Source organism: Blautia stercoris (genome assembly GCF_054657695.1).
On sequence record NZ_BAAHYF010000002.1, the window covers coordinates 891275 to 912004 of the forward strand.

The 20730-nt window shown below is 39.9% G+C and carries 15 protein-coding genes, 1 riboswitch and 1 other annotated feature; of the genes, 14 read left to right on the plus strand and 1 reads right to left on the minus strand.

All coding sequences use genetic code 11. The features are described from left to right. Positions 1-52: 52 nt before the first annotated feature. On the minus strand, positions 53-490 hold the full coding sequence (locus tag ACYQ2D_RS13835; RefSeq protein WP_117457770.1) for an FMN-binding protein: 438 nt from the start codon (positions 488-490) through the stop codon (positions 53-55). Between the two features lie 298 nt (positions 491-788). On the opposite strand from ACYQ2D_RS13835, the gene ACYQ2D_RS13840 reads away from it, so the two are divergent. From ACYQ2D_RS13840 to ACYQ2D_RS13905, 14 genes are all read left to right on the plus strand, one after another. Next, positions 789-1601, plus strand: coding sequence for a Cof-type HAD-IIB family hydrolase (locus ACYQ2D_RS13840; RefSeq protein WP_187558612.1), 813 nt, complete (start codon positions 789-791; stop codon positions 1599-1601). Positions 1602-1638: 37 nt separating this feature from the next. Further along, complete coding sequence (gene addB, locus ACYQ2D_RS13845; RefSeq protein WP_459785850.1) at positions 1639-5082, plus strand: helicase-exonuclease AddAB subunit AddB; 3444 nt, start codon at positions 1639-1641, stop codon at positions 5080-5082. Beyond that, positions 5083-8886: a helicase-exonuclease AddAB subunit AddA gene (addA, locus tag ACYQ2D_RS13850; protein ID WP_459785852.1), complete on the plus strand. Its 3804-nt coding sequence runs from the start codon at positions 5083-5085 to the stop codon at positions 8884-8886. 173 nt (positions 8887-9059) lie between these two features. Continuing rightward, the gene (locus ACYQ2D_RS13855; protein ID WP_022303943.1) at positions 9060-9380 is read left to right on the plus strand and encodes a PadR family transcriptional regulator; all 321 of its coding nucleotides are present in this window, start codon (positions 9060-9062) and stop codon (positions 9378-9380) included. 2 nt (positions 9381-9382) lie between these two features. Then, complete coding sequence (locus tag ACYQ2D_RS13860) at positions 9383-10093, plus strand: DUF1700 domain-containing protein (RefSeq protein ID WP_117457765.1); 711 nt, start codon at positions 9383-9385, stop codon at positions 10091-10093. Next, positions 10090-10965: a DUF4097 family beta strand repeat-containing protein gene (locus ACYQ2D_RS13865; RefSeq protein WP_459785853.1), complete on the plus strand. Its 876-nt coding sequence runs from the start codon at positions 10090-10092 to the stop codon at positions 10963-10965. The genes ACYQ2D_RS13860 and ACYQ2D_RS13865 overlap by 4 nt, the downstream gene beginning before the upstream one ends. Positions 10966-11034: 69 nt before the next feature. Beyond that, positions 11035-11220, plus strand: coding sequence for a PspC domain-containing protein (locus ACYQ2D_RS13870; RefSeq protein ID WP_117457763.1), 186 nt, complete (start codon positions 11035-11037; stop codon positions 11218-11220). Positions 11221-11329: 109 nt separating this feature from the next. Continuing rightward, positions 11330-11530: an alpha/beta-type small acid-soluble spore protein gene (locus tag ACYQ2D_RS13875; protein ID WP_022303939.1), complete on the plus strand. Its 201-nt coding sequence runs from the start codon at positions 11330-11332 to the stop codon at positions 11528-11530. A gap of 147 nt (positions 11531-11677) precedes the next feature. After that, positions 11678-13294 carry an ABC transporter substrate-binding protein gene (locus ACYQ2D_RS13880; protein ID WP_459785854.1) on the plus strand — a complete coding sequence of 539 codons (1617 nt, stop codon included), beginning with the start codon at positions 11678-11680 and terminating at the stop codon, positions 13292-13294. A gap of 98 nt (positions 13295-13392) precedes the next feature. Continuing rightward, positions 13393-14343, plus strand: coding sequence for an ABC transporter permease (locus ACYQ2D_RS13885; RefSeq protein WP_117457761.1), 951 nt, complete (start codon positions 13393-13395; stop codon positions 14341-14343). A gap of 4 nt (positions 14344-14347) precedes the next feature. Continuing rightward, a complete protein-coding gene (locus ACYQ2D_RS13890; RefSeq protein ID WP_117457760.1) occupies positions 14348-15214 on the plus strand; it encodes an ABC transporter permease in 867 nt (288 codons plus the stop codon). Positions 15215-15225: 11 nt separating this feature from the next. Continuing rightward, positions 15226-16233, plus strand: coding sequence for an ABC transporter ATP-binding protein (locus tag ACYQ2D_RS13895; protein ID WP_459785856.1), 1008 nt, complete (start codon positions 15226-15228; stop codon positions 16231-16233). 2 nt (positions 16234-16235) lie between these two features. Then, a complete protein-coding gene (locus ACYQ2D_RS13900; RefSeq protein ID WP_459785858.1) occupies positions 16236-17213 on the plus strand; it encodes an ABC transporter ATP-binding protein in 978 nt (325 codons plus the stop codon). Between the two features lie 92 nt (positions 17214-17305). After that, positions 17306-17502, plus strand: a riboswitch (cobalamin riboswitch). Positions 17503-17713: 211 nt separating this feature from the next. Continuing rightward, positions 17714-17941: a binding site (T-box leader), on the plus strand. A gap of 80 nt (positions 17942-18021) precedes the next feature. After that, positions 18022-20670: a valine--tRNA ligase gene (locus tag ACYQ2D_RS13905; protein WP_459785860.1), complete on the plus strand. Its 2649-nt coding sequence runs from the start codon at positions 18022-18024 to the stop codon at positions 20668-20670. Positions 20671-20730 lie beyond the last annotated feature (60 nt).

Genomic DNA, 20730 nt, shown 5'->3' on the forward strand with positions numbered 1-20730 from the left:
GCAGTAAAAATGGCTTCGGACTTTTGTTCGGAGCCATTTTTTGTAGATCTTCTTAATCTGCCCTTGCTTTATCAAGTGCCGAGTTAATTGCATCTAACAACAGCATCGAAGTATATTTGTTTTCTTCGGCATAAGTAAGATCTTTTGTGGACTGGGTTGCATAAATTTGATTCGCAAGGGATTCGAGTGCCGGTTCCATCAGTGGATACATAGCAGTTGTTGCTTCACTTAAATTTGTCATGGAGATAGAGGTGATTTCATGTTCATCGACCGTGACTTCGACATCAAAGGTGTTGTTATCGAGTGTAATTGGGCTTTTATAGATACCGGCGTGATATTTGGCGGGAGAGCCTGAGAAAGAAGTGGTCTTTTTGTCTTTTCCGAACATCAAAAAAAGAAGGACTGCAAGCACAATGGCAAGTACAACAAAAAGCACGGTATAAATCACTTCTTTCGTATGTAGTACAACAATTTTGGTTTTCGCACTCATAGTATTCCCTCCTGGTATTCCTTTTTATAACTTATTAGGAGAAAAAGAAAAATATGCCCCCAACGAGGTTGGTTGAGAAAACTTTTTGTGTTAAACTGGTTTCAGAGTCAAGTGGATATTCGCAATCCGCTTCGCTACTTGCTCATAACCAAATAGCTGCTACGCAGCTTATCAGAAGGGGATTGCCCCCTCCTGATATAAGCAAGTCCCCACCCCTGCTTATTGCTTTTCGCAATTGAAGCAGGGGACTTACTTGATTTGGTTAAACATCTGAGAAATTGAGGAGGATTTTTTAAAAATGAGTTATAAATTGTTGGTATTGGATATTGATGGAACAGTGACAAATTCTAAAAAAGAGATTACCCCAAAGACAAAAGAAGCAATTTTAGAACTTCAAAAAAAAGGGATTCCGGTAGCGATTGCATCGGGTCGTCCGACAAAGGGAATTGTGGCAGTTGCAGATGAACTGGATTTTGCTGAGTATGGAAGTTATGTGCTCGCATTTAACGGAGCAAGAATTATTAACTGGAAAACAAAAGAATGTATTTATTCGAAAGAACTTCCGATTGGGATTCCAAAGAAATTATATGACGATGCCATGCATTATGGAACGGGTCTTATGACTTATGAGGGGGATTCTATTATTTCTGCAAAAATACCGGATGAATATATTATGATAGAATCCAGAATTACGACACTTCCTGTGATTAAAAAACCGGATTTTAAATCTTATGTCAATTTTCCGGTTAACAAGTGTATTTTAACGGCTGACGGTGAATTATTAGAGAGTATTGAACCAGTCATTGCCGAGAAATATCAGTTAGAAGCGCAGGTATTCCGTTCGGAACCATATTTCCTGGAGGTGCTTCCGAAAAATGTGGATAAGGCATATTGTCTGGAACGTCTGTTAAAGATTCTCGGAATCGAAAGGGAAGAGATGGTGTGCTGTGGAGACGGATTTAACGATATTTCCATGATTCAGTATGCGGGTCTTGGGGTGGCTATGGCAAATGCACAGGAAAAAGTAAAAGATGTGGCAGATTATATTACCATAAATAGTAATGATGAGGATGGAATTGCAGAGGTCATTGAAAAATTTTTCCTAAAGTAAAAGACAGAAACAGTTAGTTGTAAGAAAGGGGAAACGCATGTCGTTACATTTTGTGTTTGGCGCATCGGGTGCCGGAAAATCTTATTATATTTATCAGAAAATTATACGGGAATCCATTCAGAATCCGAAGAAGCAATATCTGGTATTAGTACCGGAGCAGTTTACGATGCAGACACAGAAGGAACTGGTCCGGATGCATCCAAGAAAAGGAATTTTAAATATTGATGTCTTAAGTTTTGAACGTCTTGCCTTTCGAGTATTAGAAGAAACAGGTTATCTGTGTGAGGATGTGTTAGAAGAGACCGGAAAGAGTCTGGTTATCCGAAAAGTGGCACAGAATCATAAGAAGGAATTAAGTGTGCTTGGCGAAAAAATGAAACGACAGGGTTATATCTCTGAAATGAAATCCATGGTATCTGAGCTTCGGCAGTATGAAGTCTCAAAAGAAGACATGGAAAAAATGCTGGAGTGTGCAAAGGATAAGCCGGAACTTTACTATAAATTAAAGGATATTGCAGTGCTTTATGACGGCTTTTTTGAGTATCTGGAAGGAAAAGCAATCACAAGAGAAGAAGTGCTTGAAGTGCTTGGAAGTGTAGCCGGAAAGTCGAAAAAATTAAAAGAGAGCATACTGGTTCTGGATGGCTATACCGGATTTACACCGATTCAGCAAAATGTACTGGAGAAGATTCTGCCCCTCTGCGAAGAAATGTATGTGACGGTTACAATCGGGGAAGGGGAACGTCCTTATGTGCAGAGTGATGCGACGAATCTGTTTTATTTAAGTAAGCAGACGGTGAGTAGATTGTGCCAGACAGCGTCAAGAGTCGGCTGTCCGGTGGACGATGTGAAAATTAAGGGAAACGCAAGGTTTTTCCATCAGCCGGCACTGGCATTTTTAGAGCAGAATTTATTTCGTTCTAAAAGAAACTGTTATACCGAAAGACAGGATTCGATAAGGGTTTTGGAATGTGCCAATCCCAAAGAAGAAATGGAATATGTTTCCGGAATGATACACCGGATGGTACGTCAAAAGAAGATGCGTTGGCGTGATTTTGCAGTGATTACGGCAGACATGGATACTTACGCAGATTATGCAAAGAAGATGCTGGAACGTTACGAAATTCCGTGTTTTATTGATGAAAAACAGACTGTGCTTATGAATCCGTTTATTGAATTTCTGCGTGCCTGCATTGATATGCTGATAGAAAATTATAGCTATGAGAGTGTGTTTCGTTTTCTTCGATGCGGGCTTTTGGATTTGACGGAAGAAGAAATGGACGTCTTAGAAAACTATATGCTTGGAATGGGTATTAAGAGCTGGAAGAAGTGGCAGAAGGAGTGGACATTAGCTTATCGGGGAGAAAATCCAGAGGAAGTTGTAAAAATTGAAGCTTTAAGAGTTCGTCTGATGGAGCTTTTGGAAGGATTTACTTTGCGTATGAAAGTGCGAAAAGCTACGGTATCGGAGCGTGTGCGAGCCTTTTATGAGTTTATTGTTTCATGCAGAATTCAGCAGAAATTAAAGAAAAGTGAGCAGTATTTTGAGGCACACGGAGAGGTTGGAAAGGCAAAAGAATACAGTCAGATTTATGCCATTGTGATGGATTTATTTGATAAAATGGTGCAGGTTTTGGGAGAAGAAAGTGTCAGTTTAAGGGAGTTTAAAGAACTCTTAGAGGCAGGGCTTTCTGAGGCAAAGGTGGGAATTATTCCTCCAAGTACAGACCAGGTGCTGGTCGGAGATATGGAGCGAACCCGTTTAAAAGACATTCAGGTTCTATTTTTTGTCGGAGTCAATGATGGAAAAATTCCAAGAGAAGATGGTGGTGGAAAAATTTTATCAGAATTAAACCGTGAAGATTTGAAATTGTCTGAAGTAGCGCTTGCGCCAACTGCGAAAGAAAATCTGTATACACAGAAATTTTATCTGTATTTGAATCTGACGAAGCCATCAAATCAGTTATTCCTCTCTTACAGCAAGCAGGGGGCAGATGGAGAGGCAATACTTCCTTCCTTTTTGATTGGAAATTTAAGAAAGATGTTTGCGGATTTGCCGGTGGAAAAAGTCAGACAAAATGACAGTTTTGCATTTGAAAAGACGGAGCAGGCATTTGCATATCTTGCCAAAGGTTTTCAGAATATCCGAAAAGAGACACCGTCTAAATACTGGCAGGAATTATTTTTATGGTTTGTTTCACAGGAAGAATGGCAGGAGAGAGTAAAAGGTCTGATGGAGAGTGCATTTCCAAAGAAAATCGCTGATAATATCGGAAGAAGTGTGGCAAAGGCACTATATGGACAGATACTGGAAAACAGTGCGACCAGACTGGAACTTTTTGCAAAGTGTGCCTGTGCACATTTTCTCTCCTACGGGCTGGAATTAAAGGAACGTACGGCCTATGAATTTAATGCAATGGATATGGGAAATGTGCTTCATTCTGGATTGGAACGCTTTGCAAGACACATCAAAGAACAGGGTGTGGAATGGGATGAAATCAGTCTCGAAGAGATGGAAAAACTCGCAGATTCCTGTGTGGAAGAAGCTGTTGATTCCTATGGGAATACCGTGCTTCAAAGTGATGCGAGAAATGCTTATATGGTCAATCGTGTCAAACGAATGATGCGAAGAACGGTTTGGGCACTTGCAAAACAGATGGAACAGGGCGAATTTAAACCGAGCCGGTTTGAGGTTTCCTTTGCAATGGCAGATTCGTTAGAAAGCGTTAATATTGCGCTTTCAGAAGAGGAGACAATGAAATTAAAGGGAAGAATCGACCGTGTGGATGTGTGTGAAGATTCTGAAAATGTCTATGTAAAAGTCATTGACTATAAATCAGGAAGTACTGCGTTTGATTTAGTGGCACTGTATCACGGACTTCAGCTTCAGCTGGTGCTGTATTTAAATGCGGCAATGGAACTGGAACAAAGAGCTCATCCGGATAAAAACGTACTTCCGGCAGGGATTTTTTATTATAATATCAAAGACCCGATTGTAGACTGTGTAGAAAAGGAATCGGAAGAGTCTTTAAATCAGAGACTTTTAAAGCAGCTTAGAATGAATGGACTGGCATCTGCCGACCCGGAGATTTTAAAACGTCTGGACAAGGGACTCGAAGAAAAAGGGGTATCTTCAAACAGTATTCCGGTTTCTATCAATAAAAGCGGAGGACTTTCTAAGACTTCCAGTGCGGTAGATGAGGAACATTTTGAACTGGTTTCAGGCTATGTCAAATATAAGATACAGGAAATCGGACAGCGTATTTTAAAGGGAGAAGCGTCGGTTTCACCTTATGAGATGGGGCAAAGAAATGCCTGTCAGTATTGCCCATATCAAGGTGCGTGTGGGTTTGATGAGAAGAAAGAAGGGTGTGGATACCGCAGACTTGCGCAGGTAAAAAGTGAAGAAATCTGGAAAGGCATGGAAGAACAGATGCAGGAGAGCGAAAAAGCAGAAAATCAGAAGGGGGAAAAGAAATAAATGGAAATGAGATGGACCCCGGAACAGCAGAAAGTCATAGAGACGAGAAATGCAAATGTATTAGTCAGTGCGGCAGCGGGAAGTGGAAAGACAGCGGTGCTTGTGGCAAGAATCCTTTCGATGATTACAGATTTGGAGCATCCGGTTTCGATTGATGAGCTTTTAATTGTGACCTTTACAAGAGCAGCAGCAGGAGAGATGAGAGAGCGAATCCGACTTGCGATAGAAGCTCGAATCGAGGAAGAAGAGAAGCAGGAGAACAGTCCGAAAAAAGATCAGATGTTAGAGCATCTAAGAAAGCAGAATACCCTGCTTCATCATGCGCTGATTACAACGATTGACAGTTTTTGTGCGTATATTGTGCGAAATTATTTTCATTTAATTGACTTAGATCCGTCTTTTCGTGTGGGAGAAGAAGGGGAACTGCGTATGCTTCAGGGAGATGTAGCAGAGCGGATTTTGAGCGAGGCTTATGAAGAGGGCAGTGAAGAATTTCATGAGTTTGTGGAGGCGTTTTCTACAGGGCGTTCTGATGATGGGTTGGTGGAATTGATACGTAAATTGTATACTTTTTCGACGAGTTATCCGTATCCAAAAGAATGGCTGGTATCCTGCAAAGATGCATATCAGATTTCGTCAGTAAAAGAAGTGGAGCAGGCACCGTGGATGCAGTTGTTAAAGTCCGATATCGAAAAAAATCTGGAAGAAATCCGTATGCTTGCAGAAGCAGGAATTGCACTTTGTCGGCAGGAAGATGGACCATATCTTTACGAAGAAGCCTTAAGTCAGGATTTAAAAACAGTGGAACTGCTGTTAAAAGCAGACAGTTTCGAAGCACAGCAGGAGGTTTTTTCCCATCTTTCTTATGCAAGATTATCGGGAAAAAAAATGCCGGAAGCATCGGAAAATAAAAAAGAACTGGTAAAAAATTATCGAAATCAAATCAAAGACGGTTTAAATGAAATCAAAGAACAGTACTTTGGTGTGCCGTTTGAAACAGCAGCTAAATATCTGCAGGAAGCCGGAGGACCGGTTGGGGTTTTGATTGATTTGACGCTTCGTTTTTCGGAAGCATTTGCAGAGAAAAAACGGGAAAAGAATCTGCTGGATTATTCGGATTTGGAGCATTTTGCACTGGAAATTTTGATTCATCATACGGAAAATGGGGATGAGCGAAGTGAGGCAGCGAAGGAACTTTCTGCCCATTTTTATGAGATTTTAATTGATGAATATCAGGACAGCAATCTGGTACAGGAAAAATTACTAACTGCGGTATCAAGGATGGAAGAGGGACAGAATAACATCTTTATGGTAGGAGATGTCAAGCAGAGTATTTATCGTTTCCGCCTTGCAAGACCGGATTTATTTATGGAAAAATATCATTCATATTTGCAGAAAGCCGGAGATAAGGTGCGGATTGACCTGCATAAAAATTTCCGAAGCAGAGAGGAAGTTTTAGCAGGAATCAACTTTATCTTTTACCAGATAATGGGAGAGAGTCTGGGCGGAGTGGAATATGATGAAGATGCGGCACTCTATGCCGGAGCGGTGTTTGAGGAAAATAGTGAGCCGGTGTTAAGAGAAACAGAACTTTTGCTGGTGGAAAGCGATGAAGCCGAATGGAAGCAGATGGAAACCGAAGAAAATGTGCAGGAACTTGAAGCAAGACTTGTGGCGGATAAAATTCAGGAAATCGTTGGAAAGTTTCCGGTTGTAGATAAAGAAAATGGCGGTTATAGAAAAGCAGAGTATGGAGATATTGTGATTTTGCTGCGCACCATGAATGGTTGGGCAGAAAATTTTAAAAAGATTCTCGAGAGTCGTGGAATTCCTGCAAGCGTAACGACAAAGACCGGATATTTCTCGGCACAGGAAGTCGTAACTGTTTTAAATTACCTTCGGATTCTGGATAATCCGCTTCAGGATATTCCATTTGCCGGAGTGCTTTTAAATCTGCCGGATGCCTTTACAATGGAAGAACTGGCAAAGATAAAATGTGCGGGAAAAGAAAGTTCAGATGAGACGCTTAAATTCTTTGAATGTATGTTGTTATATGAGAAAACAGACGGAGCGGCAGAAATTCAAAGAAAAATCAGCCGATTTCTAGAACAGTTTTACACCCTGCGTGTGAAGGTTGCCTATACACCAATCCATGAGCTGTTATGGGATATTTATGAGAGCCTTGGACTGATAGAATATTATATGGCAAATGCGCTTGGCGAACAGAAAAAAGCAAATCTTGAGATGCTTTTTGAGAAGGCAAGAGATTATGAAAAAACAAGCTATCGAGGACTGTTTAACTTTGTGCGTTATATTGAAAACCTGCAGAAATACCAGATTGATTTTGGTGAAGCAGACATCACGGCAAGTCAGGAAAATACCGTAAAGATTATGAGTATTCATAAAAGCAAAGGTCTGGAATTTCCGATTGTTTTTGTATCCGGGCTTGGAAAATTGTTTAATCAGCAGGATGCCAGAGCGTCACTTGTGATTCATCCGGATTTGGGAATCGGTGCAGACTGGATTGATACAAAACGCAGAACAAAAGCACCGACTTTATTAAAGAAAGCTGTTCAGCGCCAGATTCAGCTTGAAAATCTGGGAGAAGAACTGCGAGTGCTTTATGTAGCTTTGACCAGAGCAAAAGAAAAGTTATATCTGACTGGGGCAGTCAGCAGACTGGAGAAACGTGTGGAAGGACTTGAACTGATAAAAAACGAAGAAAAAATGCGTCTGTCTTATGGAAAACTTGTGAAAGCGAGAATGTATCTGGACTGGATTTTTCCGGCACTTGCAAGACACCGCTGTATGGATGGATTGTATCAGCAGTATGAATATTCCTGCCCTGTGAGTCATTCATTGCATGAAGAAACAGCTCCATTTTTGATTGCTGTAAAATCACCGGTTGAGTTTGTTTTAAGTGAGGCAAAAGAGCGAAGTGAGCAGTTAATCAAAGAGCAGGAATTGATTGCAGAAATGGAGCGTGCATCTTCAGATGAACGAATAAGAAAAGAAATACAGGAACATTTTTTGTGGGAATATCCGTGGCAGAAAGAAGCCGAAGTTCCGGCTAAGGTAACAGTTTCAGAAGTCAAACGGATGCAGTTTGAAGATGAAGAAAGTGTTTCCTTTGAAGAGAGCATTTCCTTTGAGGAAAGAGTTTCCCTTATGGATCAGATTCTTGGAGAAGAACTTCTTGCAGACGAGAAGGAAGAAATAAAAGAATTGCCGGAAATTGAACCATATATTCCGGCATTTATGCAGGAAGAAGGCGAGGTTTTAGTCGGGGTAGACCGCGGAAATGCGTATCATAAGGTACTGCAGTGGCTGGATTTTACAGATACGGATACCAAAACGGCAGTAAAAAATCAGCTTGCAAAACTTAGAGAAGAACAAAAAATAGATGAATCGGTTTATGTAACAGTAAAACCCGAAAAGATTTTTGCACTGGCTAATTCGAGAATTGGAAAACGAATGAAACAGGCGCAAAGCGAGGGATGTTTATTCCGTGAACAGCCCTTTGTCATTGAAGTTTTGGCTTCAGATATCTTAAAAACAGAGACGGGAGAAGAGACGATGCTGGTACAGGGAATCATCGATGCATTTTTTGAAGAAAATGGAAAAATTGTTTTGTTGGATTACAAGACAGATTATGTAGAACAGCGGGATGGCAGTGACTTGGTTGGAAAGTATGGAATTCAACTGAAATACTATCAGAAAGCACTGGAGCGGATGTTGGAAAAGCCGGTGGAAGAAAAATATATTTATTCTGTAAATTTGGAGCGGGCATTTGCGGTAGAGTAAAGAAAGTAGCGTAAAGAAAATGGAAGGTTTTTTAGAAAAATAAAAAACCTTCCATTTTTTTGTTTTATAAAACCTTAAGATTTATTTAATATAATATTATTGACAAAACTATATTATATGACGTATAGTATTGTATAAGAAATAACTCTACAAAAAAAGAGGTGAAAGCATACATGGTTTTTAATACAGGTGCAGCATTACTTGATGCAATTGTACTTGCTGTTGTCTCAAAGGAAGCCGAGGGAACGTATGGGTATAAGATTACGCAGGATGTACGGCAGGTGCTTGAGATTTCAGAATCTACGTTGTATCCGGTTTTGCGAAGGCTTTTAAAGGATGATTGTCTGGAAACATATGACCAGGAATTTGGAGGCAGAAACCGCAGGTATTATAAGGTAACAGAAAAGGGAATGGCACAATTGAATTTGTATAAAGAAGAATGGAAAACGTATTCAGGAAAGATTAGCGGATTATTTGAGGGAGAGGTGTTGTGAGTATGAACCGAGAGGAATTTTTAAGTCAGCTGGAACGGCTTTTGTATGACATTCCTGCGCAGGAGCGGGAAGAGGCATTGGAATATTATAATGGATATTTTGATGATGCCGGAAAAGAGAAAGAAGCAGAGGTGATTCAGGAGCTGGGAAGCCCCGGGAAGGTGGCTGCGATTATCAAAGCAGACCTTTCCGGAAATGAAGCAGACTATGAAGAGTATACGGAACAGGGTTATCAGGATGTGCGTTTTGATAAGAAAGATATGCTCAAAGAAACAAATCATTATCATCAGGAAGAAAGCAGATATGGACAGCATACACAGAAAAAACGAAGCGGTCTTACCTGGGGACTTGTGATAGTGCTTGTTATTTTAACTTCTCCAATCTGGGCTGGCGGAGGACTTGGGATTTTAGGTGTTTTATTTGGTTTGATTGTAGGAGTGCTGGGAATCATTGCAGCAATTGGCATTGGAGGTGTCGCACTTTTGATTGCAGGAATTACTGCAATTGTTTTAGCTATCATTCGTTTGATTTCATCCCCGGGAATCTTTTTAATTGTAGCCGGGGGCGGTATGGTAGCAGTTGCGATTGCAATTTTAATCCTGTTAGTCTTTCTCTGGATAGTTGGAAAAGGATTTCCGATAGTCTTTCGAGGATGCGTTGATTTTCTTCAGAGAATCTTTTACAAGGGAAGAAAAGGAGGGCAGCGTGTATGAAAATGTTTACAAAGACATGTCTGATTTTGTCAGCTGTGATTGGGGTGATTGGAGCAGGATTGTTTTTAGCCGGAATGATAATTGGTCCGGACTGGTCTGTTCTAAAGGATAAAGGGATGCAATATTTTGGCTGGGCAGAAAAAGTGAATGTACTTGCAGACGGAAAAGGATTTGATTCTGATGGGCTTGAAACAATCTATGCGAAATTAGATACTGAAGCAAAACAGGAATATGAATTTAGCAAAGAGGAAGTGAGTTCATTAAGTATTGAAACAGAAGAAAAAAATGCCATTTATCTGGAATTTAAGACGGATGCAAATGCAAGTTCAATTAAGGTAAAGAGTTATAATAGCGCAGATGTTGTAGAATATGACAGAGAAGACCGGGAACTTTCAATTGAGCGGGAAGGAAAGAATCATCAGGGAGAAAAAGACCCGATTGAGATTATTCTCCCGCAGGATATGCAGTTTGAATCAGTGACAGTTGAAATGAGCGGTGGAGGACAACTGGTTATCGACAAATTAAATGCAGATTATCTTGACCTGGAAGTTGGTGCAGGAGTTTTGCAGGTATCCGATGAATTAAGAGCACAGGAATGTGAGATAGAGGTTGGTGCCGGTGAAGTATCTGTAGCGAAATTAGATGCAAAAGTAAGTGATATTTCCTGTGGAACAGGTACGGTGGACATGAAAATGGCAGGAAAAAGAGAGGACTACAATGCAGAGGCAGAGGTTGGAATGGGTTCTGTTCAAGTTGGAGATAACGTTCTTTCCTCCGGATTTGGAAATGAATTTTTAGATAAAAATAATACCGGAAAGGAATTAAGCATTGACTGTGGAATGGGGGATGTTCAGATAACGTTTGAATCGTAACGTTCATTTTTACATTTCTGTATGAACTATATTAAATTAGGAAGATTTTGAATTTAGGAGGAATTTATTATGTCGAATAAAAGATTATATCGTTCATCAACCAATTACATGTTAGCAGGCGTCTGCGGAGGAATTGCAGAATATTTTGATATTGATCCGACGTTGGTTCGTCTGGCATGGGTAATCTTAAGCTGTATTGGTGCAGGAACAGGAATTATTGCTTATATTATTGCGTCAATTATTATCCCAAAATAAAAAGAAACGGTATAAAATAAAAATTTCAGGCAATACTCCTGTATAAAAGAATAAGAATTCCTGTACGCTCAAAATTCTGAGAGTACATATAAGGAAAAAGGAGTATAAAATGAGTCAAAAAAAGCAAAAAGAGATTGATTTGGAAAGTCTGACTCCCGAAGAAAAAGTGAAATATGAGATAGCAGAAGAACTCGGGCTTTTAGACAGAGTTTTGAAAGATGGATGGAAGAGTCTCTCTGCAAAAGAAACCGGTAGAATCGGTGGCATTATGACACGGAAAAAAAGAGAAAAAATCAAAAATCAAAAATGACAAAATCACTGCATTCCACGTAAGATTTCCGGGATGTGGTGATTTCTTTTTGGGACAAGAAATGTTTGACAAAATTGTTTTTAGCTGATAGCATAATGAAGAGTAGTGACTCTGAAAAAGAGAGAAAATAAGGAGGAAGAGAGTAAGATGAAGAGAATTACAAAGCTTGCATCTGTGGTTGCTCTGACTGTTGTACTTGCTGCAAGTCTGATGGCCTGCGGAGGAAAAGATCCGGTTGCGGAAGATGACAGTAAAACAGCTTCAGATAAGAGTACAGCGGCTGCAGAAACTTCCGGTAAAGACACATTTACTTATGCGATTTCCGGAGACCCAACAGAAACGGTTAATGTGATTACAACATCTGACCGTTGGGGATTATCGACTGTTAAGATGATTTATTCCCCGCTGTATATGAATAATGCAGATGGAATCAACTGGTTTCTGGCAAAAGACTGTGAAGTATCGGATGATAATAAAACCTATACATTCAGTCTCAGAGATGATGTGAAATGGTCAGATGGAGAACCATTTACAGCAGACGATGTTGTCTTTACCTATGAGGCTATGGAAAAAGAAGAAAATCTGGGTTGGGCATATTCCCAGCTGGTATATGATCAGGGAGCGGTAAAAGTAGAAAAAAAGGATGACTATACCGTATCTTTCACATTTCCATTTGAAACACCTACTGCTATGGAAATGCTGAGCCAGATTTTTATTATGCCGGAACACATCTATAAAGATGTAACGGACTTTGAACATAATGATTATAACATGAATTCAGTAGGAACCGGTCCATATAAACTGGTAGATTATCAATCTGGTTCTTATCTGAAATTTGAGGCAAATGAAAACTATTATAAAGGTGAACCTGCTATTAAAAATGTAGTATTCCAGATTATTGAGAATGCAGATACTGCTATTTTGGCTTTACAGAATGGAGAAGTAGATGCTTATCAGCTGACACCACAGCAGGTGAAAAAACTGGATTTGGATGCAAACAATCTGACAGCATATTCTTACAGTGAGGGTCGTATAGGATATTTACAGTTTAACTGTAACAGAGTGACAGATGAAAATGTCCGTAAAGCCCTGTTGTTTGCTATGGATAAAAAAGCAATGGATGATGCAGCTTATGAGTCGGATGAATATTATAGCATTCCGTATACTTTCCTGCCGACAAACAGTCAGTTCTATACGGAAGAAGGTGTAGAGAAGTATGAGCAGGATGTAGATAAGGCAAAGAGCATGCTGAAAGATGCAGGAGTAAGTAATCTGAAATTGAAACTTGGATATAGTTCCAGTGACCCGGTACAGTCTGCACAGGCACTTCTGATTCAGGAGCAGCTGAAAGAAGTTGGTGTAGAGGTAGAACTTGCGGGAGGAGACGCAACAGCTGTTTCTAATGCAATGAAAGATCCGAATAATGAGTATGATATGTATCTGGGCGGTTATATTATGGGAATTGACCCTGATACATTCTCGAGTCTGTTTAAGAATGGAGCTGCTTATAATTCTATGCATTACAGTGGATATGATACAATCGATCAGCTGTTTGAAGAAGGATTTTCTGAGACGGATGAATCTGCAAGAAAAGAAACTTATGCAAAATTGCAGGCTGCTATTCAAGACACAGGTGCATTTTATCCAATTATTTCCAATAACAAGATTCTGGTTGTAAACAACAGAATTCAAGGTGTAAAAGAAGCAGGACTTGTTCCGGTGTACACGTTTGAGGATACTTCCAATCTGAAAATTGCAAAATAAGTAAGTATTGATTTATTATTTTTACAAAGGGCGGAATTCTTCTGAAATAAAGTGAAGGATTTCGTCTTTTTTTGAGTAAAAAGCAAAAAGGAGAAAACATGGCAAAGTATATTGTAAAACGTATTCTTACTGCGATTCCTCTGATTATTGTAATCACAATTCTTTGTTTTTCTTTAATGCATCTGGCACCCTATGATGCAATTGATGCGATGACAACTCCGAAGATGTCTCCGGAGATGGTTCAGATGATTCGTGAAAAGTATGGATATGATCAGCCGGTTTACGTGCAGTATATTCGCTGGCTGGAGGGAATTTTAAATGGAAATTTCGGCTATTCTATTGTAACGAAAACCAATATCTTTGATGAACTGGCAATAAGGATTCCAAACACAATCAAACTGGTTCTTCCTTCTTATCTGACCGCCTATGTGATTGCAATTGTACTTGGATTGCTGGCAGGTTCTCATAAAAATAAATGGCAGGATAAACTGATAGATGGAATTTGTTCTTTATGGATTGCCATGCCTACATTCTGGGTAGCGATGCTGTTTATCTACCTGTTTGGCTACAGGTTGAGAATTCTTCCGATTCTTGGTATGCATACGGTAGGTGTAAAAACACTGGGAGATTTCTTTTTACATTTTATTATGCCTTATGTGGTACTGACGCTGGCATTTATTCCGGATAATGTCCGATATGTTCGCTCTTCTACAATTACTCAGTATTCGGAAGATTATGTTATGGTACAAAAGGCTTTTGGAGCATCTCGTACGGAAATTATGTTTAAACATGTCTGTAAAAATGTATTGCTTCCGGTTATCACAAAACTTGGTATGGCTCTGCCTACTCTGGTAACAGGTGCAGTAATTACAGAGACCGTATTTAGCTGGCCAGGAATTGGACCTTACTTTATTAAAGCGGTACAGGGAATGGATTATCCTATCGTTATGATTATCCTGATTTTGTCTTCCACATTGGTTGTTCTGGGAAATCTGTTGTCTGATATCTTATATTGCGTAACAGATCCAAGAATTAGAAAGATGAGGTAAGTATATGGCAATGAATGATTCTCAAAAAAAACGTCTGGAAAATGTCTGGGAGGCATTAAAGCATGATAAAATAGCAATATTTTCGATTGCTTTTCTTGCAATTATTTTGATTTTATCTTTGCTGGCTCCCGTGCTGCCGTTAGAGCCAAATAAAACAGATGTCTCTCATATGCTTGAGGCACCAAGCAGTGTTCATATTTTTGGAACAGATGAAGTGGGACGTGATTATCTGGCTCGTGTAATCTATGGAGGTCGTATTTCTTTATTAGTTGGTGTTCTTGCTATGTTGATGAGTATTACGATTGGTGTGACAGTTGGGATTCTGGCAGGATATCTTGGAGGAATCGTGGATAGTATTTTGATGCGTATTGTAGATGTTTTACAATCTATTCCATGGCTGATTTTGGTTACGGTTGTCAGTATCTTTTTTAAACAGGGACTGGTATCAATTGTTATTGTAATTGGATTCTTTTCCTGGATGGAGATTGCACGACTTGTTCGGGCAGAGGTAATGTCTGTAAAGGAGCGGGAATATGTATTATATGCAGATTTTACAGGTGTGTCCTTACTTAAAATGGTTATCAGACATCTGATTCCATCTGTACTTCCTACTATTATTATTGCAGCAACGACAAGTATTTCAAATGCAATTATGACAGAATCTTCTTTAAGCTTTCTGGGAATTGGAATTCAGGAACCTTTGTCATCCTGGGGAAAATTATTGCAAAGTGCGCAGAGTAATCTGCAAAATGCAGTTTATATGGCAATTATTCCGGGACTTTTAATTATGCTGACTATATTTGCATTTAACAAGCTGGGTAATCTGCTCCGGATTTATGTAGATCCGCGTGTGATGGATGAAAGTAAATAGGAGATAAGAAGATGAATGAAAATAGAGTATTAACCATCGACAATCTGACAACTGTATTTAAAAGTCATAAACAGAAAATTCAGGCAGTACGAGGGGTTTCTCTTTATGTGGATGAAGGGGATATCCTTGCAATTGTAGGGGAATCCGGAAGTGGAAAAAGTGTAACGATGAAATCTGTTATGGGACTGCTTGGAGAAAGTGCAGAGATACAGGCAGACCATCTGGAAGTGTTAAAGAAGGATTTATTATCCATGTCAGAGAAAGAAAAAGAAAAGATGCGCGGAAAAGACATGGCTATGATTTTTCAAGACCCTATGACAGCTTTGAATCCACTGAAAAAAATAGGAAACCATATGACTGAGGTCTTGTGTCGTCATCAAAAGCTGAGTAAAAAAGAGGCAAGAAAAGTAGCAGTGGATATGCTTGCAAAGGTAGGAATTTCTTCTCCTGAAAGTCGTATGGAGCAGTATCCTCACGAATTTTCCGGTGGAATGAGACAGCGAGTAATGATTGCTATGGCTTTGTGCTGTCAGCCACGCCTTCTGATTGCAGATGAACCAACGACTGCCCTTGATGTGACGATTCAGGCACAGATTTTACAGCTTTTAAAACAGTTAAATGAAACAGAACATATGAATATTATTTTGATCACGCATGATTTGGGAGTGGTAGCTTCTCTGGCAAAGCGAATTGAAGTAATGTATGGTGGACTTATTATGGAGGAAGGAACAACAGAAGAAATTTTTGAAAATCCAACCCATCCTTATACCAGAGCTTTGCTTCATGCGATTCCGAAATGTGAAAGTGGCTGCCGGGAACGTCTGGAACCGATTCCGGGTATGGCACCATCTTTGGCAAATCCTCCGGAAGGATGTCCTTTTGTAACACGATGTAAATTTGCCTGTGAGGAGTGTAAAAAAGAAGTTCCCCTTATGCGCTCCTATTCAGATACACAGTCATCCAGATGTATTTTCACAAAAAGAGAACTGGATGAGAAAGAGAAGAAAGAGGAGAAATAACTATGGAAACAAAAGAGCAATATCTCCTGGAAGCAAAGAATCTGTCGAAGTACTTTCCGGTAAAAAATTTTTTTGGGAAAACGATACAGCAGGTAAAAGCAGTAGATCGTGTGAGTCTTTCGATAAAGAGAGGGGAAACATTTGGTCTGGTAGGAGAATCCGGATGCGGAAAATCCACATTGGGAAGAACGCTGATTCGTATGTACGAACCTACGGATGGTACTTTAATTTATGATGGAGATGATATAACAAAAATAAAAGGAAAAGAGCTTCTTTCCTACCATAAACGGATGCAGATTATCTTTCAGGATCCTTATTCCGCATTGGATCCACATCAGAATGTAAGAGAAATTATGGCAGAGCCGATTTCAGTTTTTGAAAAGCTTTCTGAAAAAGAGATGGAACAGCGAATTGTAGGTTTGCTGGAAAAAGTAGGAATGAAGGCAGACGATATGGGAAAATATGCGTATGAATTTTCCGGTGGTCAGCGTCAGCGCATTGGTATTGCAAGGGCGTTATCGGTTCATCCGGAATTTCTGCTTTGTGATGAACCAATTTCTGCTTTAGATGTATCCATTCAGGCACAGGTTGTCAATGTGTTAGAAGATTTGCAGAAAGAACTGGGACTGACTTATCTGTTTGTGGCACATGATTTATCTATGGTACGCCATATTTCAGATCGGATCGGTGTGATGTATCTGGGAAAGGTTGTAGAAAGCGGAGAAAGTGATGAGGTTTATGATAATCCTTGTCATCCTTATACACAGGCACTTCTGAAAGCCATTCCAATTGCGGATCCAAAGCGGGCACTTAGTCTGGAGCAGTTTGGAATGAAAGGAGAACTGCCAAGTCCGCTCCACGTTCCGTCAGGATGTAGATTTCATACACGTTGTCCGTATGCAATGGATTTGTGCAGGCAGCAGGAACCGGAATTAGAAGAAAGGACACCGGGACATTTGGTGGCATGCTGGAAAAAATGACAGCGAAGAATAATGATTTTAAAAAGTTATCATGCAAAATGTAAAAGGAAACTTGACGAATCTGATAGAAAATGGTACTATAAATCTAGTATAATTCCATAGAACTGTTGAGTGCATCTATACTGACCGCACAGAATAGGTGAAAAGGGAATCAGGTGCAAGGCCTGAGCGAGCCGGTCACTGTATATGGGGAGTGACGCCGGAGATACCCATTGTATAAAATTATATGAGAAGGGCGGCGAAGCGTTAATCCATGAGCCAGGAAACCTGCTTAACAGCAGTAAGGTGAAAAACTTCCGTGCCAAAGTTTTGTATCTGGAATTCGTATGGAATGCCAAAGCTCGGAGCCTGAACATTATAGAATTATGCGACTGATTAAACGGCAGGGGGAAGAAAACTTCCCCCGTAAATAAAGAAAGAGCGAATGTAAAATGAATCGGAACTTCCGGTTCATTTTTTTGCTTGACAAAAAGATTTTTTATGATTATGATGTATCGTAGCAAAAGGTGTTGAAAAAGAGGAGTACATTTGGAAATCTGCCAGAGAGAACGGCAAAATGCTGAAAGCACGTTTCAGAGGAACAAGTGGAAGGTAGCTTTGGAACCGGAATGCTGAAAGGGTGAGGGGACTGTAAAGAAAAGCCATCCTGCGTAGGTGTTCACGCGTCGTCTGCGTTAACAGACTTAGAGTTAAAAAGCAAGGTGGTACCGCGGACATTCGCCCTTTACAGTTTTATCTGTAAAGGCTTTTTTATTTTTATGATAAATGTCTGCAAAAAAAATAAACCAATAAAAACAAGGAGGTAGTCATGAGCAAAGAACTTGCAAAAACTTATGACCCAAAGGGTCTTGAAGAAAGACTGTATCAGAAATGGCTTGATAATAAATATTTTCACGCAGAGGTAAACAGAGATAAAAAACCGTTTACTATCGTTATGCCGCCGCCAAATGTAACCGGACAGCTTCACATGGGGCATGCACTGGATGAAACTATGCAGGATATCCTGATTCGTTTTAAGAGAATGCAGGGATATGAGGCACTGTGGCAGCCGGGAACAGACCATGCAGCAATCGCTACAGAAGTAAAGGTAATTGAAAAATTAAAAGAGCAGGGGATTAATAAAGAGGATTTAGGTCGTGAGGAATTCTTAAAACATGCCTGGGCATGGAAAGAAGAGTACGGCGGAAAAATTATTAACCAGTTAAAGAAACTGGGTGCTTCTGCTGACTGGGACAGAGAACGTTTCACAATGGATGAAGGTTGTTCAAAAGCAGTCAAAGAGGTATTTATCCGTTTATACGAAAAAGGATATATTTACAAAGGTTCCAGAATCATCAACTGGTGTCCGGTCTGCCAGACCTCTATTTCTGATGCTGAGGTGGAACATGAGGATCAGGATGGATTTTTCTGGCACATCAATTATCCGATTGTTGGAGAAGAAGGTCGTTTCGTTGAAATCGCAACCACCCGTCCGGAAACTCTGTTGGGCGATACTGCAGTTGCAGTTAACCCGGAAGATGAAAGATACAAAGATTTAATCGGAAAAATGTTAAAACTGCCTTTGACAGACAGAGAAATTCCGGTTATCGCTGATGAATATGTAGATAAAGAATTTGGAACAGGTTGTGTAAAAATTACACCGGCACATGACCCAAATGACTTTGAAGTCGGAAAACGTCATAACCTCGAAGAAATCAATATCATGAATGATGATGCAACCATCAATGATTTAGGTGGAAAATACGCAGGCATGGACCGTTACGAAGCCAGAAAAGCAATGGTAAAAGATTTAGAAGATCTTGGTCTTTTAGTAAAAGTTGTTCCGCATTCTCACAGTGTAGGAACACATGATCGTTGTGGTACAACCGTAGAACCAATGATTAAACCGCAGTGGTTTGTAAGAATGAAAGAAATGGGAGAGGCTGCAATCAAAACATTACAGGATGGCAACCTGACTTTCGTTCCGGAACGTTTTGATAAGATTTACATGCACTGGCTGGAAAATATCCGTGACTGGTGTATTTCCCGTCAGTTATGGTGGGGACACAGAATCCCGGCTTATTACTGTGATAACTGTGGAGAAACAGTTGTTGCAAGAGAACTGCCGTCTGTATGCCCGAAATGCGGCTGTGAACATCTGACACAGGATGAAGATACCCTTGATACATGGTTCTCTTCTGCATTATGGCCATTCTCAACACTTGGCTGGCCGGACAATACAGAAGAATTAAATTATTTCTATCCGACCGATGTACTGGTAACCGGATATGATATCATTTTCTTCTGGGTTATCCGAATGGTATTCTCAGGTCTGGAACAGACCGGAAAAACTCCATTCCATCATGTACTGATTCATGGTCTGGTACGTGATTCACAGGGACGTAAAATGAGTAAATCCCTCGGAAATGGAATTGACCCGCTTGAGGTTATCGATAAATATGGTGCGGATGCACTTCGTCTGACTCTGATGACAGGAAATGCACCTGGAAATGATATGAGATTCTACTGGGAGAGAGTAGAAGCAAGCCGTAACTTTGCAAATAAAGTATGGAACGCCTCCAGATTTATCATGATGAACCTGGAAAAAGCAGAAGTACCGCAGGAAATTGATTTAAATGCTTTAACTGGTGCCGATAAATGGATTCTTTCTAAAGTAAACAAACTGGCAGAAGAAGTAACCGAAAATATGGATAAATATGAACTTGGTATTGCTGTTCAGAAAGTCTATGACTTTATCTGGGAAGAATTCTGCGACTGGTATATCGAAATGGTAAAACCGAGATTGTACAATGAAGAAGACACCACAAAAGCAGCAGCTCTTTGGACTTTAAAAACAGTTCTTGGAAATGCACTGAAATTATTACATCCATATATGCCGTTTATTACAGAAGAAATCTACTGCACTCTTCGTCCGGAAGAAGAATCTATCATGATTGCTTCCTGGCCGGAAAGAAAAGCAGAATGGGATTTTGAAGCGGATGAAGAAGCAGTTGAAATCATCAAAGAAGCAGTCAGAAGCATTCGTAATGTGCGTACCGGAATGAATGTACCGCCGAGCAAGAAAGCAAAAGTATTTGTTGTTTCTGAAGATGAAGCAATCCGTGAGACATTTGAAAATGGAAAAGTATTCTTTGGAACACTTGGTTATGCAAGTGAAGTTGTTGTACAGGCAGACAAAGCCGGAATCGATGAAGATGCTGTTTCTGCTGTAACTTCAAAGGCAGTTATCTATATGCCGTTCGCAGAACTGGTAGATATCGAAAAAGAAGTAGAAAGACTTCACAAGGAAGAAGAAAAATTAAACAAAGAGCTTGCCCGCGTAAAAGGAATGTTAAGCAATGAACGCTTCGTAAGCAAAGCTCCGGAAAGTAAGGTTGCAGAAGAAAAAGCAAAACTTGAAAAATATACAAATATGATGGAACAGGTAAGAGAGAGACTGAAACAGCTTGAAAAGTAAGCAAGGCTGATAGGAGATTGAGCATTTGAAATCCATAAAAAAACAGTTTATCAAAATTTT

Excerpts from the sequence above, each read along its gene's own strand:
- ACYQ2D_RS13835 (WP_117457770.1), bottom strand. The coding sequence starts at position 490 with ATGAGTGCGAAAACCAAAATTGTTGTACTACATACGAAAGAAGTGATT.
- ACYQ2D_RS13840 (WP_187558612.1), top strand. The coding sequence starts at position 789 with ATGAGTTATAAATTGTTGGTATTGGATATTGATGGAACAGTGACAAAT.
- addB (WP_459785850.1), top strand. The coding sequence starts at position 1,639 with ATGTCGTTACATTTTGTGTTTGGCGCATCGGGTGCCGGAAAATCTTAT.
- addA (WP_459785852.1), top strand. The coding sequence starts at position 5,083 with ATGGAAATGAGATGGACCCCGGAACAGCAGAAAGTCATAGAGACGAGA.
- ACYQ2D_RS13855 (WP_022303943.1), top strand. The coding sequence starts at position 9,060 with ATGGTTTTTAATACAGGTGCAGCATTACTTGATGCAATTGTACTTGCT.
- ACYQ2D_RS13860 (WP_117457765.1), top strand. The coding sequence starts at position 9,383 with ATGAACCGAGAGGAATTTTTAAGTCAGCTGGAACGGCTTTTGTATGAC.
- ACYQ2D_RS13865 (WP_459785853.1), top strand. The coding sequence starts at position 10,090 with ATGAAAATGTTTACAAAGACATGTCTGATTTTGTCAGCTGTGATTGGG.
- ACYQ2D_RS13870 (WP_117457763.1), top strand. The coding sequence starts at position 11,035 with ATGTCGAATAAAAGATTATATCGTTCATCAACCAATTACATGTTAGCA.
- ACYQ2D_RS13875 (WP_022303939.1), top strand. The coding sequence starts at position 11,330 with ATGAGTCAAAAAAAGCAAAAAGAGATTGATTTGGAAAGTCTGACTCCC.
- ACYQ2D_RS13880 (WP_459785854.1), top strand. The coding sequence starts at position 11,678 with ATGAAGAGAATTACAAAGCTTGCATCTGTGGTTGCTCTGACTGTTGTA.
- ACYQ2D_RS13885 (WP_117457761.1), top strand. The coding sequence starts at position 13,393 with ATGGCAAAGTATATTGTAAAACGTATTCTTACTGCGATTCCTCTGATT.
- ACYQ2D_RS13890 (WP_117457760.1), top strand. The coding sequence starts at position 14,348 with ATGGCAATGAATGATTCTCAAAAAAAACGTCTGGAAAATGTCTGGGAG.
- ACYQ2D_RS13895 (WP_459785856.1), top strand. The coding sequence starts at position 15,226 with ATGAATGAAAATAGAGTATTAACCATCGACAATCTGACAACTGTATTT.
- ACYQ2D_RS13900 (WP_459785858.1), top strand. The coding sequence starts at position 16,236 with ATGGAAACAAAAGAGCAATATCTCCTGGAAGCAAAGAATCTGTCGAAG.
- ACYQ2D_RS13905 (WP_459785860.1), top strand. The coding sequence starts at position 18,022 with ATGAGCAAAGAACTTGCAAAAACTTATGACCCAAAGGGTCTTGAAGAA.